Genomic DNA, 12,875 nt, shown 5'->3' on the forward strand with positions numbered 1-12,875 from the left:
TTAGTTGACACGGGCAGATTCTATGGCTTTCCTATATATAGAAATCAGTTTTTCATAGTTTACAGATTCAGAGTACAGTCGTTCGAAAGCTGCTTCACAATTTTTTGAAATTTTAGCCAGCTGAGCAGGGTTTTCCCAAATTATTTTAACAAAAGAAATCAGAGCTCGGGCGTCGCCGGGAGGAAAAACGATCCCTCCGACATCGCTTGCGATTTGCGGCAAAGGCCCAATGTCAGAAACGCCGATAGGGACGCCAAGGGCAATCGCCTCGCGGATCACCATAGGGAAGCCTTCAAACCACCGAGATGGTACCAATAAGAGACGGGCCTTTGATATTTCAATTTCGGTGTCAGAGCTGGAAAGCGCTCCGCAAAAGACAATATTTTCAGCCTGAGCCGCTCGAGCCTGCAAAATTTCTCGCAAGGGCCCGTCCCCAATAATTCGTAGTTCAGGCGCACCTTTTCCCCACAACATCCATGCTTCAACCAGATCATCGACCCCCTTCTCCCCACTAATACGTCCGGCAAAAACAATACGCTGGGGGCGCTGATAATAGGGTACCCGGTTTGGTGTTCCAGGATAAAAGTTCGGCTTAATACAAATTCGTTGTTCCGGTAAACCTGCGCCGACAAAGATATCCTTCTGAAACTGACTAAGCGTGATGAATGCATCAACTTGTTTTGTCCAAGTCCCGAGCATACGATGCAGCGCTACGTTGAGCGCAAGCGGAACGGTTGCCACTCGGCTTTCACGATAACATCCATGCCGTAACGAAGGGATAACACTTTTCTGGTCGATACATTTGGTGCACGTCTTATTGTCACGCATGGGAATCGCTGCGGGGCAAACAAGTCGGTAATTATGTAATGTCAAAACACGGGGCCAGCCACGCATTGCGAAAAAAATTGCAGGCGATATCATTGGGAATGTATTATGAGCATGGATAACGTCTGGATTAAAATTTAATGCCAAAGCTCGCAATTCGCGCGCTGCTATTGGATTCCAAGGTGTCATAGCCGCGCCTTTCAGCTTCCCAACGACACCCATTTTACGCAAGTCGTCACTATGACGTTCAAAGACCTCGACCTCATGCCCATGCTGGCGTAGCATATCGCGCTCAAGCTCAAAAACGCGATTTTCCCCAGATGGGGCCGCCGATCCGTAATGGTTATGAACAAGAAGGATTTTCACAAAGTCCCTTTAACTAATTCGGTTTCTGCAAATCGCTCGGAATATACTTTCATAAGCTCGTCGCCTTTTCGAGACCAGTCATAGAAAGGCGCACGCCGCAATGCGCCTTGACCAAGCCGATATCGAAATTTCTCATTGGTCGCCAGTGTCAACACAGCTTGGGTAATTGCAGTTGTCATTGCTGAAAAACTGTTGACAGGGACGAGAATCCCACAGTCTTGTGTGACGGCATCAACAAACCCGCAGTGGGAGGGTGCAATTACAGGAAGTCCCAACTCCAAAGCCTCAACCGTGACAGTAGAGGTCAAATCACGCAAGCTAGTGATTAAAGCTACATGACCATTCGCAGCAATTTTCAATGCTTCGTCACGTGGTATCCAGCCATGAAAGCTACATCGTTGAGCGATACCTAAGCGTTTAGCTTGATATTTCCAACGCTTAGATAGAGCCCCTTTGCCTAGAATATGTAACTCCCAGTTGACATGTTCAGGCAGCTTTGCAAGTGCATAAAGACCGATATTAAGGGCTTTTCTATGCGTGTGCTGGCCTGTCCATATAATTTTTAGCGGTTCATCTGGGGCGCGCGATGATGGGGCGGTACGTGGCAGGCTATTTAGCCCGACTTCTGCAAGAATACGTGCGTTCACGTCCCAGTGCAAACGGGCTGCATCTCGGTTTTCACTGGTTGCTACAATGAGTCCTTTACTTGCTTTTTTTGCAGCCAAGCGGGGTCGTAATAGTAACCGCATTTGGAGCGAATTGATCAAATTATAACCAATATAGCGGACGGCACCTCGCCAGCCCATCACTGGCAGGAAACGCCACGGGAATAATCCGGCACCCCCAATTGGCCCCCAGACGAAAGGAATATCAAGTTTCCACAAATATCCTGGCTCCCGGAAACCTACCATTGTTAGTTGATGAGCAAGATCGAAAGGTCTTACCTGATGTAGATCACGGGCCAACACCATAGCATCCTTATGCCATTTTTTGTAATACCAGTAGTAAGACGGGGGCCAGATTTTTCGCAGCAACCTGTTACGTTTTTTAGCAATAAAATGAAAATTTACCTGTGAGGCGGGATCGTCTTGGTTTTCGAAAATCCATCGTTCAATGTCGTCTTTGAACTTCTCTTCTTCTACGACTACATCCAAATCGAAGTGCTTTGCTAATTGTTGGACAAATCCCCAACCGACACCCGGTTCTGACCCCTGAAAGGGACTACAAGCGTAAGCTGAAATAAATATGCGCCGTCGGGCCACTTGCAAAGGGCTTTCAGCGCCTTTCATATCAAGGTTCCCTTTTCGGCCTGCAACAATGCATCGGCACGTTGGCTTGGCTTCTCTATAACGCGATTTTCCAACCATCGACGCCAAAGCGGGCGTATGTTCTTTGGATCTATGCCTTGCAGACGACCAATCTTCGACGCAAAGCCCAGTGCGTGTTCAACAAGACTGTCGAGATTCATTTCCTTACCTAAATGAAAATACTGAGCTGTCGCAAAATGGAATGCATCTGTTAAGGCCGGTGCCCATTCTAGGCTGTCTTCCCAGTCGAAAACAAAAAACCCGTTGGTCGTATTCATCATATTCCAAGGCGCAAAATCGCCATGGCAACGGTGACCAAAAATTCCGTCGCGTGTCTCGGCGCCTATCTCGGATAGGTCTTTTAGAAATTTTACGACGTTCTGTTCATACTCTTTCCTGTCGCTTGGCATTGGATCGCGGTATTCTTGGGTAAGTACTGCAAATTGGGATTCTCGGCTAAAATTGATCAACTGAGGAACTTGACCTGCCAAGTTGGTTTTTCCCATAAATGATAAAGCATCGGCTTCTCGACTAAGCGATGCAATGGGTAATGCTCCGATGCCATGTTTTAATAATCGGTTATCGTCCGGCGGTAAAATCGTAGTTTTACGATTATTGTCGGCAGTCCCCAAATATAAAATAGAGTCTGCTATAGCAGTCGGAAGTTTACGATTGTTTGCGATATCTATCCATAGCACACGTCTCGTCAGTGGCCAGACCATGCCCAGCCGTACAGATAACGTCAAAAGCCAGACAGCCATCCGAGCAACCTTGCGCCCTGGACGATGCATTTTAAGTCCGCGCAAAAGCTGTTTTTGATTACCCAACGGAAGAACAAGTCGGGGATCAGACGGTGGAATTAACGCATAGGCTTTCGCCGTCGGCACCCTTGCAGCGCCTTGCCCCACAGCCACCCAGCCTCCCTGTCCGGGATCCACGGGAGGCGAATGGTTCCAATACACTCGAAGATCTGCTTCCCTTGCTGTGGTCACAATCCTTTCATCCCGCATGTCTGCCCAGACTGACCCGGCGTCCAGCGGGAGCCCATCTAAATAAACAGTCTGACCATCGCACGGCGGGATCAGAAGGTTCCATCCCAGCAGACGCTCAAGTTGCGCGCGAGTCGTCATGAACGCCTCGCCGCAGTTGTCACAATCGCGGACAACACCGCATCTCGTGCCGCTTCGATGGAGCCACTGGTAGAAACTAGGACTGCTTCTGGTCGTTTTTCTGCCCAAGCCTTCAATTCCTCAATCTGCCTTGCCACTTCTTCAAGAGGAAGTTCCGGCTTCCGAGCATGAATAGCCTCTGGCTCCGCATAGAGCGCAATGGTGACATCTGGACGTGGCACCAGAAGGGGGACGCGTCGGGCAAGGCCCTTGAATACCCCAAGTCTGAACCTGTGCGGATCCAAGGCTAGATCATCGGCGTAGCGATCGAATATGAAAACGACCGGGGCTCTGGAAATCCGCGGGCGGACAATCAGCCAGTATCCAAGAATATAGTCAGCCCAAAGCCACAACAAACGAACTATAGAGCCGACCCGACCTGAAGGTCGGGAAGCATGCGGATCCGTTACCGGACCTATGTTAGGAGAACTATCGCCTAACTTGAGCCTGCTCAGTGGCGGCAAGAAATTGGGCCGCAGATGGCGGACCTGCAAGCTAGTATGCGTTGCCTCCTCAAGTACCGGCCGTATGGCTTCAATTATAGTAGATTTTCCGGCACCGTCGGTACCCAAAACAGACACGACGATGCCTGGAGAATGAAATATCCGGTTCAATTTTGAACCAAAGAAACCGATTCTTCCAAGGATGTAATGAAGTGGGTTATCGTATAGTCCATGACGCAATATTAATCGACGCAGGGTACGGATTTCACAAACTGCGACCGCTGGGCTTAGTGTTGCACCCTGTAGGCATAACTGCAAAAATCGTTCGTAAGTAGATTTATCCATTGGGGCAAAAACGGATTCCAGTTCTTCTTTGTTCCCCTGTATTAGTTGTATTGCCCCTGTCAGATAGCGTTGGGGCAAATCCTCGTGGTTTAATACGTGCTTCAATAATCCCATCAAATCAGCCCAATTGGGCGGTAATACAGAGATGTCATTGTGCTTTATGGCGACATTAAGCAAGTCGTCGTCTGACACCAGCCGCACCGAACCTAGAAATCTGAAACCGAAGCTAAGATCAAGCCTAATACCCCACCACGCACCTCCCTTGTCATTGTCCCTACCCATCACAACAATTTTGCGAAACCCCGTCGTACGGGCATCTCCAAGGATAAAGCCACCAACATAGGCCAAAGCATTGCGCAGGGCTACATCGCAGCTTGCCTCATCCCCCTCACCAAGGAAAATATCAATGTCACTGCCATTTGCCGACTGTGGAAGAGAATCATAGTTACGCATGACGGCATAAGGAGAAAGATTACTACAGAAATTGATAAGAAACCGTTCGAGGCTCATAGTGCTATACTCATATATAAGTAGAAAACTTAGCTGTTTTACGTCTCACTATTCGTGCACCCATTTTTTCCTCGGGGCTCCACATGCAGCAAAACAAAGGGCAAAAAGCAAATTGACATGAAGGACTTGAAAGGATGGGCCAGTAAGTGACCTGATAAACATCATCAAAATAAATGAGCTTGCAATAAACCACCAAAAACTCTCGTCCGATACTCGCCTGCTGGCGGACTTTAAAACTTGATAGACTTTTAAAAGATTAGTAAAGACTAATAACAATAACATTGCTGTTCCAATTAGCCCTACGTTCACTAACGTCTCCAGGTAAGTCGAATCTAGAGAAGAGAATTCCATGCCTATCGAAATATCAAGTGACTTATGTCCCGAATAAAAACCATGGCCTAAAAAAGGCCGCTCCAAAAATGCCTCCCAACCGATAGCCCACATATATGTTCTACCCGACATTGAGATAATGACATCTGTGCTCTGGCCTCTGGCAATGAACTCAAAGATCACCGGTATAAGCAGTAACCCCAGGCAAAAAATTGTCAATATCATCGGCAATGATCTTTTTGTTCCTTTAAAAAAGGAAATCAGAAAAATTATTGCAATTACTGCTATGGCAGATGTTCTTGAGTGAGCCATAATCAACCCATAGAAGCCAATTCCAAAAGCAGAAATATACCCCCACTCAATTTTGCCAAAAGAAATCATGCAAATATACGAAAATAGGATTATCATGGCTGAATACTGCGATAGTGAGTTTGGGTTTACCTGTGGAAAAATTCCACCCATCGATTGATCTGCTATCTCTACAATATTATCCGATAAAGAATAGGCTGCGGCTGGAAAAATAACGGCGCCGATCATCGCATTTACTACCGCGATCATACAAAATACCAAGAAAATTGAGACTACATTGTGAATTCCTAATAATCCGACTTGAAACAATCGACGTATTCGCATCGCAAAAAGAAGTAAAACAAGCAGTTCGAATGACTTCCAGATCGTCTCGAACATCGAAGGCGCGTAGAAGCTCGATATAAAACAAATCAAAACATAGCCGCTGAATCCAATCAGAGCCGTCTCATGTCGTGACGGTAGCGGTGGATTTTTCAACGCCAGATAAGAAAAAATTACTAAAAATGCAAAAACTCGTACAATGCGTGCCAGACCAAGCGCATCACCCTGACCAAAGGCTTCGCGCACGCCGGTCGGCCATGTCAAAAGCATGAAAATCACTGCAGTGATTATGGAAAACTCTTTATTTTCGAATGCGTACCTAGCGTATTTTTTTAACCCAGGCAGCATGAATACTAATGCATTCAAAAAAGATCCGATAACTCCAACGATTAGAGCATCATTCATATTTTTTTGCCCTTGCAAGTATCAAAGCTAGTAATGCTGCAACAATCAGTTCACCAGAAATAGCTCCGTATACGGCTCCATATACGGAAAACTCTTTGGTTAGTGAAAAAACAAGAACCAAAGTGACCACAGCCCCAACAGTATATACTTTAGTTTGTTGTTTAAATAACCTCATCGCTTGACTACTCCACTCCATTCCACTCCGTAATCCAAGTGTAATTGCGTAGATACACCACAAAGTTACCAATCCTCGACTGTTTGCATATTCATCTCCCAGAATAATGGAGGCTACGAATGGCCAAGTAGCGATCAAAATTACGCTATAAGCAAATGCAACGGCGGAAATAAAAAGAATTGTATTTCGAGCATATTGCATCAGTGCAGGTACGCCATCTTTGACCATGATGCGCGAAAATCGCGGCAAGGCGAGGTTTGAGAGTGTCGGAATAAGCAATGTCGCCGGAGTGACTAGGACTCGTGTCGCATTAATTTGGGCCACATCTGTGGTCCCAAGCATAGCAGCCACAATAATGGTATGTGCGTTCGCGCGCAGGGAATAAATGACAGATGACAGTGCTGCCCACATTCCACCAGAAGCAACATCACTAAACGTTGCTATTATTAGAGATATTTTAAAGTTTCCAACTTTAATGTCGGAAAGAGCATATCCGACGGCACTAGCAACGATATGTGCCGCGCCGTATAGAAAAATGCTACCCACAAGGCCCAGATTATTGTTAAATATGGCTGCTCCGAGAAAGAGAACGGACACAAGCGCACCATGAATAAATAGAACTTGATATTTATGAGTTTCACGCATGAAGGCATAGCGAACAAAAAATTCTTTAACCAAAAATGCTCCGGTTGATACGGCAAGGACAAGCGAAAAATTGCCCAACCCGTATATCGGTGCTACCGTTACCGAAATTACGGTAAAAACTATTGCCAATCCTATCCAAAATAGAAGCACTAAGCCAAGAATATTGGTTGGGAACATTTCATGTTCGGTGGTATCCTTAGTGTGATAATTAACAACCATCTGGATTAGGAAAAGGCCTTGGGTGAAACTTCCAATCGCTAAAGTTATGGCAAACCCAATCGAGTACAAACCAAAATCACTTGGCTCCAAAATTCTGATCAGAAATAGAGAAAATATAAAATTTCCAAGACTGCTGATAGCTTGATTAAATATTGAGATTAAAATTTGTTAGATCCACTATTTTTGTTGTATGGATTGATTATTAATTCGCGTCTTCACGTGCTCATGCTTTGGAAGGTAATCAATTATCTCGGATTTGACCCAATTAATAGGAATATCTAAGAATCGCTTAACTTTGATGCAAACCGGCACGTTCGCCGCTATATCTAACAAGCTAGGGCAGTAATATATTTAGATGCGGTGGTTACATCAGCTACGCTTGCGTAGGTATGCGTTCCGAAGATTTCTAATGGCTTAAATGTGCAAGCTTTGGGCATCTTGGGTCTCATTCAGGTGGCTCTTGTGGTTTCTAGAACTTGTTCCAAGTCTCAATATTTCTGGACACCGCTTGTTCGCCAAATGCCCGATAACCCAAACTACCCCGCATCCGTCCCGCGTGTCTTTCCCGGCGCAAGCTCTGCTTCCAGACTTTCGATTTCAGCCTTCAGAACTTCGTATTCTGCCATCTTGCGCGCCAGAAAGGCCCCCGTCAGGCGCGATTTTTCGCGGACGCCGCGGGGGGTCAGGATATAGGCGTAGCGGATCTTGCTGCTTGATGACTGAAAGTTCCGCACCTTGACCTGACCTTTTTCAATCAGGGCGCGCAGGCAGTAGTTGACGGCACCAAGGCTGACGCCTAGGGCGCTGGCAATCTGGCGTTGTGACAGGTCGGGGCTGTCTTGCAGAACGCGCAGAACGCGAAACCTGACATCTTCTGGTACGATTTTTGTCACGGGCGGCAATAGCTACCGCATGACAGGTGGCGGGGCACCTGTGGGCATCAAGGTTAAGGAAACATTAGCGTTCACGCGTGAACGTCTATCCGTTATGCAAGTGCTGCGAAACACCCTATTGGTGTGAAATCGCATTTTTTGAGCAGGGCGCGATTCAGGCGTCTGCGCTATTGTTGGTTGGTAAAGAGTATGCAGGTCACAGACGGTTTTCAGTGGTTCGTCGCACAATTGCGACCGCAGGGCCTGGCCCGTGCGCAAGAGCATTTGCAGCGGCAGGGATTCAGAACCTTTTCTCCGGAAATTCACACGGCGGTATTGCGATCGGGGGTGTCCCGCCGCGTCCGCAAACCGCTTTTTCCGGGCTACCTTTTCGTCAGCTTTGATCCGGCAAATTCGGAATGGATTGCAATCAATAGCACGCGCGGGATTGCCCGCCTGATCTCGACTGATCCGCGTCATCCCAGCCCGCTGCCTGCGGCGTTGATGTCGGCAATCAGGGCGCGCTGTGATGCCAGCGGGCTGCTTTTGCCACAGGCGGATTTTCAGGTCGGCGACCGTATCCGTGTCTTAGCAGGGCCTTTCGCCCATGTTGTGACAACAATCGAGGCTTTACCCGGCCCTGCGCGCATTGGCGTGTTAATGGAGCTTATGGGGGGCAAGGTCCGCACAAGCATACCGGTGACGCAAATCCAGAAGCTTGCCTAAGCGGTATTGCCCCGGATGTCTGCCGGTCACCGTTTGCCGAAAATACGCGCGCGACATATCCGCCCTATTTTACACCCCGCACCGAAAGAAGTTTTGTAAGTTGTAATCCTGTGGGTAGTGCGGCCGGATTTGATACTATAAAGCATCCGGAAACGCGCTATAGAGCCTTCATTTTCCGAAGGTTTCCTGATCTATTTTATAATGAGTGATCGCATAAATGAGCCAGATAACCGCACCCTTTGACAGGCCTGGATATAATCAGGCGGCCGAAGATGACGACTCTATTGATCTGATGGCGCTTTTCGGCACGCTGTGGCGTGGCAAGTGGATCATTCTGGGGTTGAGCGCGCTGGGTGTCTTGCTGGCCGGATACTATGCCTTTGTTGCGGCCACGCCGACATACCGGGCGACGACGCAGATGGCCCTGGTTCTGGACCAGTCGCCAATCATTGATATCGAAAGCGTCATGACGGGTGTGTCGTCGGATACATCCAGCCTGAACACAGAGATGGAAATCATCCGGTCACGCGAATTGGTGTCGCGGCTGGTGGATGAATTGGACCTGACACAGGATCCGGAGTTCAATCCAGCGCTGCGCCCTGCGACGGGGTTCTCGCTTGGCAAGCTCATTGGCGGGATCAAAAACCTGGTCGCTGCGCCGGAGCTTGAAGAGGAGCTATCTCCTGCGGAAATTCGCAACGGTGTCGTTGACCGTGTGCGTGCAGTCATCTCCACGTCAATCGAACGGCAGTCCTATATCTTTTCAATCTCTGCGGTGACAGGCAGCCCGGTCAAATCGGCGCTGATGACGAATACGCTCGCGCAGATCTATCAGGACGATCAGATTGCGATTAAGGTCGAGGGCACCCAGACAGCTGCCGTGTGGTTGTCTGCCCGCGTATCCGAATTGCGCACCGAACTGGAAGAAGGCCAGAACGAGATTAACGATCTGCGCTCGCGCAATGCGATGGTCAGCCCAGAGGCAATGATTGCCCTGAATACCCAGTCGGTTGAACTGGCCAGTCAGCAACAGGCTGCCGAACTGGAACTGGAACGCGCACAAGAGGCCCTGGCCGACATCGAAGCTGTCAGGGCAGAAGACATCGCCGCCAGGGCGCTGGCCGTGAACGATGCGCAACTGCGCAGTATCGCCGCCACCGCCGCTGCTGGCGATGCGGCAGCCATCGCCCGATTTGACCGGCGCTTTCAACAGCTGTTGCAGCAGGCCGCCGGCACACGCGACCAGCTTGCCTTGCGGGTCAGTGATCTGCAGTCGCAAATTGACCGGCTGTCTGCGCAATTCGATCTGCAAGGCGAGGATTTAATCAAGATCCAGCAGCTGGAGCGTGAGACCGAAGCAACGCGGGTGCTTTACGAGACGTTTCTGAACCGGTTGCGCGAAACCAGTGTGCAGATTGGTATCCAGCAGGCGGATAGCCGTGTGCTGTCAGAAGCGATCAAAGGCAACTACGTTGCCCCGCGCAAAGGCGTCATTCTGGTCATGGGCCTGATGCTGGGCGCGATGCTGGCTGCTGCGATCGTGCTGGGGCGAGAGATGTTGCAAAACACCTTCCGCACCGCAGAGGATCTGGAAAACACCACGCGGACATCCGTTATCGGGCAGATCCCGAAAATTCCCGCCAAGGGGCGCATCCCGACCATCGCCTATCTGGCCAACAAACCGACATCGGCCGCCGCAGAGGCGGTGCGCAACCTGCGCACCTCGGTGTTGATGTCGAATATCGACAGCCCGCCGCAGGTCATCATGATGACCTCGTCCCTGTCGGCAGAAGGCAAGACGACGACGGCCATCGCGCTGTCGCAAAACCTTGCCGGCTTGGGTAAGCGGGTTCTGCTGATCGAAGGCGATATCCGGCGCCGGACCTTCAGCGCCTATTTCCCGGAGGCTTTGAAGCGGCCAGGCGTTCTGTCGGTGATTGCCCAGTTCGGCAAGGAAGATGACCGCAGCAAGGCGGCGACGCTTGATCAGGCAGTCTTTAGCCCAAGCGATTTGCATATTGACGTTCTGATGGGCGAAAAGTCGTCTATCAACGCAGCCGATGTTTTTGCGTCATCCGCCTTCAGCGATTTCATGAAAGCCGCCCGTGCGGAATACGACTATATCATCATCGATACACCGCCTGTGCTGCTGGTTTCCGATGCGCGTGTGATCGGGCCCCATGCGGATGCGATCATCTATGTCGTGAACTGGGACAAGACCACAAAGACCCAAGTGAACGAGGGGCTGCGCCAGCTTGCTGCGGTGAACCTTAAGGTTACGGGGCTTGCCCTGACCCAGATCGATCCAAAGGGCATGCAGCGCTACGGCTATGGCAAGGGTTATGGCTATGGCTATGGTGGCGGGGCTGCCGGTTACTACGACAATTGATACGAAAAAGGCGGGCCATGCAGCCCGCCTTTTTGTTTCTGGCACCTTTGATCAGTTGACGGCGGCTGCGGCGGTTGTGATCAGGGACGGAATGGATTGCTGCAGCGTGCGGTTCCACTTCGTGATCGGCTGCTCTTCGATAAAGATGATGTCGTTGGGGCGCATCTGGAATGTCGGCGCGATGGTGAACGCAACGGCGTTGCGGGCATCAAGGTGCCAGGCGGTGACCGCGCCGAATGCCGCCGGATCAGTCGAGGCACGCAGGACATAGATATGTGACGGATTACCCGTCATCGTATCAAACCCGCCTTGTTCGAAAAGCACATCAGCCAGGCTGGCCTGCTGGCCAAAGGGCAGCGGGAAGCGGCTTTGGTTGCTGACTTCACCGGACAGATAGACGTAGTCGCGCTGTTCAGCCCCCAGTGCGACCCGGCTTTCAAACACATCGCGGGCTTCGCCCAAGGCACTGCGGCGCAGGCCGATTTCGGCCTCCAGCTCGGACAGGGCGGCTGTCCGGCTTGCCCGTTCCAGGCTGATGACGTTGATCTGGCTTTCATAAAACGCCTGCGCCCGGTCCAGATCGTAGGTGGTGTCCACATAGATCGCATCGCCGGAAACGACGGGGATGTTCTGGTACTGGGTGCCGCTGCGGAAATCGGTCAGGGGAATTTGATAAAGCGTGCCATCGCGGTAAATCCGGATTGACGCAAACTCGGGGTCTTGCAACTGCACCCCCCCCGCAGCCGTCAAGGCTTCACCCAAGGTCAGATCACTGAGGGTAATCGGTACAATCGCAGGCGATCCGACCGCGCCGCCGACAGAGGCGCGTCGTGACTTGAACTGCGCGACTTCCAGACTGAACTGCGGGTCGATCCCCGCATCGATCAGGCGGGAAAAGATGGCCGCTTCGGCGTCTTCGACGGTCATATCGGTGATCATGACCGAACCGACCACAGGGATCGAAATCGTGCCGTCATCGCGCACGGTCAATTCCTGCGCGGTCGTCGGCGCGGTCAGGGCCGCGCCGGTAATGGGATCGACTTCGGCCGAACGGGCAATCGTCAGGCGCACGGTATCGCCTGTCCCCAAACGGTAGGGGCCAGGGACCACGGCGGGCGGGGGGCGCAGCTGCAGTTGACCCGGTGTCAGATTGGGTAGGGCAGGGGCCTGCGGAAGTGCACCGGCACCGCGCAGATTGCCGCCGCCGGCGACCTGATAAAACTCTGCCGGCAGACTGCGCGGGCTATAGGGCGTGCGGTTTGCCAAAAGCGCCATTTCAGGCGTCATTGGAATGACACGCACATCCATATCCGTGCCGCGATCACCGACCGAACTGCTGACATAGGCAACACCGCAGCCGGACAGTGCAAAACCGGTGCCAAGCAGGGCAGAGCCGAGCAGCAAAGCCCGCAAGGTTTGCCGTGGAAAATTAGTCATGTCGTTTCTCCGCATCGTGCCTGTCAGGCCGGTCATGTCGTAGGTGGATATATCGGCGGTCTTGTCGCACGTCCCTGGTTGC

General features: G+C 50.8%; 10 protein-coding genes. 2 read left to right on the forward strand and 8 right to left on the reverse strand.

All coding sequences use genetic code 11. From position 1 onward, the window contains the following. From SJY10_RS16615 to SJY10_RS16645, 7 genes are all read right to left on the reverse strand, one after another. The gene (locus tag SJY10_RS16615) at positions 1–1,191 is read right to left on the reverse strand and encodes a glycosyltransferase family 4 protein (protein ID WP_386685002.1); all 1,191 of its coding nucleotides are present in this window, start codon (positions 1,189–1,191) and stop codon (positions 1–3) included. Further along, entirely contained in the window at positions 1,188–2,480 is a 1,293-nt protein-coding gene (locus tag SJY10_RS16620) for a glycosyltransferase family 4 protein (protein ID WP_386685004.1), read from the reverse strand. The genes SJY10_RS16615 and SJY10_RS16620 overlap by 4 nt, the downstream gene beginning before the upstream one ends. Continuing rightward, positions 2,477–3,628 carry a hypothetical protein gene (locus SJY10_RS16625; protein ID WP_386685006.1) on the reverse strand — a complete coding sequence of 384 codons (1,152 nt, stop codon included), beginning with the start codon at positions 3,626–3,628 and terminating at the stop codon, positions 2,477–2,479. The genes SJY10_RS16620 and SJY10_RS16625 overlap by 4 nt, the downstream gene beginning before the upstream one ends. Next, positions 3,625–4,965 carry a hypothetical protein gene (locus tag SJY10_RS16630; protein WP_386685008.1) on the reverse strand — a complete coding sequence of 447 codons (1,341 nt, stop codon included), beginning with the start codon at positions 4,963–4,965 and terminating at the stop codon, positions 3,625–3,627. Before SJY10_RS16630 ends, SJY10_RS16625 begins: the two co-directional genes overlap by 4 nt. A 48-nt stretch (positions 4,966–5,013) precedes the next feature. Next, complete coding sequence (locus SJY10_RS16635; protein ID WP_386685010.1) at positions 5,014–6,330, reverse strand: O-antigen ligase family protein; 1,317 nt, start codon at positions 6,328–6,330, stop codon at positions 5,014–5,016. Next, positions 6,323–7,534 carry a lipopolysaccharide biosynthesis protein gene (locus tag SJY10_RS16640; protein ID WP_386685139.1) on the reverse strand — a complete coding sequence of 404 codons (1,212 nt, stop codon included), beginning with the start codon at positions 7,532–7,534 and terminating at the stop codon, positions 6,323–6,325. The genes SJY10_RS16635 and SJY10_RS16640 overlap by 8 nt, the downstream gene beginning before the upstream one ends. A gap of 371 nt (positions 7,535–7,905) precedes the next feature. Beyond that, positions 7,906–8,262 carry a MarR family EPS-associated transcriptional regulator gene (locus tag SJY10_RS16645; RefSeq protein WP_386685012.1) on the reverse strand — a complete coding sequence of 119 codons (357 nt, stop codon included), beginning with the start codon at positions 8,260–8,262 and terminating at the stop codon, positions 7,906–7,908. A gap of 189 nt (positions 8,263–8,451) precedes the next feature. Here SJY10_RS16645 and SJY10_RS16650 point away from each other — a divergent pair, with 189 nt between their 5' ends. Continuing rightward, a complete protein-coding gene (locus SJY10_RS16650) occupies positions 8,452–8,967 on the forward strand; it encodes a transcription termination/antitermination protein NusG (protein ID WP_386685014.1) in 516 nt (171 codons plus the stop codon). A gap of 217 nt (positions 8,968–9,184) precedes the next feature. Continuing rightward, a complete protein-coding gene (locus SJY10_RS16655; protein WP_386685016.1) occupies positions 9,185–11,356 on the forward strand; it encodes a GumC family protein in 2,172 nt (723 codons plus the stop codon). A gap of 51 nt (positions 11,357–11,407) precedes the next feature. Here the strand turns inward: SJY10_RS16655 and SJY10_RS16660 are convergent, their stop codons facing one another. After that, the gene (locus SJY10_RS16660) at positions 11,408–12,793 is read right to left on the reverse strand and encodes a polysaccharide biosynthesis/export family protein (protein ID WP_386685018.1); all 1,386 of its coding nucleotides are present in this window, start codon (positions 12,791–12,793) and stop codon (positions 11,408–11,410) included. Between the last annotated feature and the right edge of the window lie 82 nt (positions 12,794–12,875).

This window comes from Loktanella sp. R86503 (assembly GCF_042466455.1).
Taxonomy (GTDB): domain Bacteria; phylum Pseudomonadota; class Alphaproteobacteria; order Rhodobacterales; family Rhodobacteraceae; genus Loktanella.

Bases quoted from the DNA above. Each gene is read 5' to 3' on its own strand.
- SJY10_RS16635 (WP_386685010.1), bottom strand. From the start codon at position 6,330: ATGAATGATGCTCTAATCGTTGGAGTTATCGGATCTTTTTTGAATGCA.
- SJY10_RS16630 (WP_386685008.1), bottom strand. From the start codon at position 4,965: ATGAGCCTCGAACGGTTTCTTATCAATTTCTGTAGTAATCTTTCTCCT.
- SJY10_RS16655 (WP_386685016.1), top strand. From the start codon at position 9,185: ATGAGCCAGATAACCGCACCCTTTGACAGGCCTGGATATAATCAGGCG.
- SJY10_RS16660 (WP_386685018.1), bottom strand. From the start codon at position 12,793: ATGACTAATTTTCCACGGCAAACCTTGCGGGCTTTGCTGCTCGGCTCT.
- SJY10_RS16620 (WP_386685004.1), bottom strand. From the start codon at position 2,480: ATGAAAGGCGCTGAAAGCCCTTTGCAAGTGGCCCGACGGCGCATATTT.
- SJY10_RS16650 (WP_386685014.1), top strand. From the start codon at position 8,452: ATGCAGGTCACAGACGGTTTTCAGTGGTTCGTCGCACAATTGCGACCG.
- SJY10_RS16625 (WP_386685006.1), bottom strand. From the start codon at position 3,628: ATGACGACTCGCGCGCAACTTGAGCGTCTGCTGGGATGGAACCTTCTG.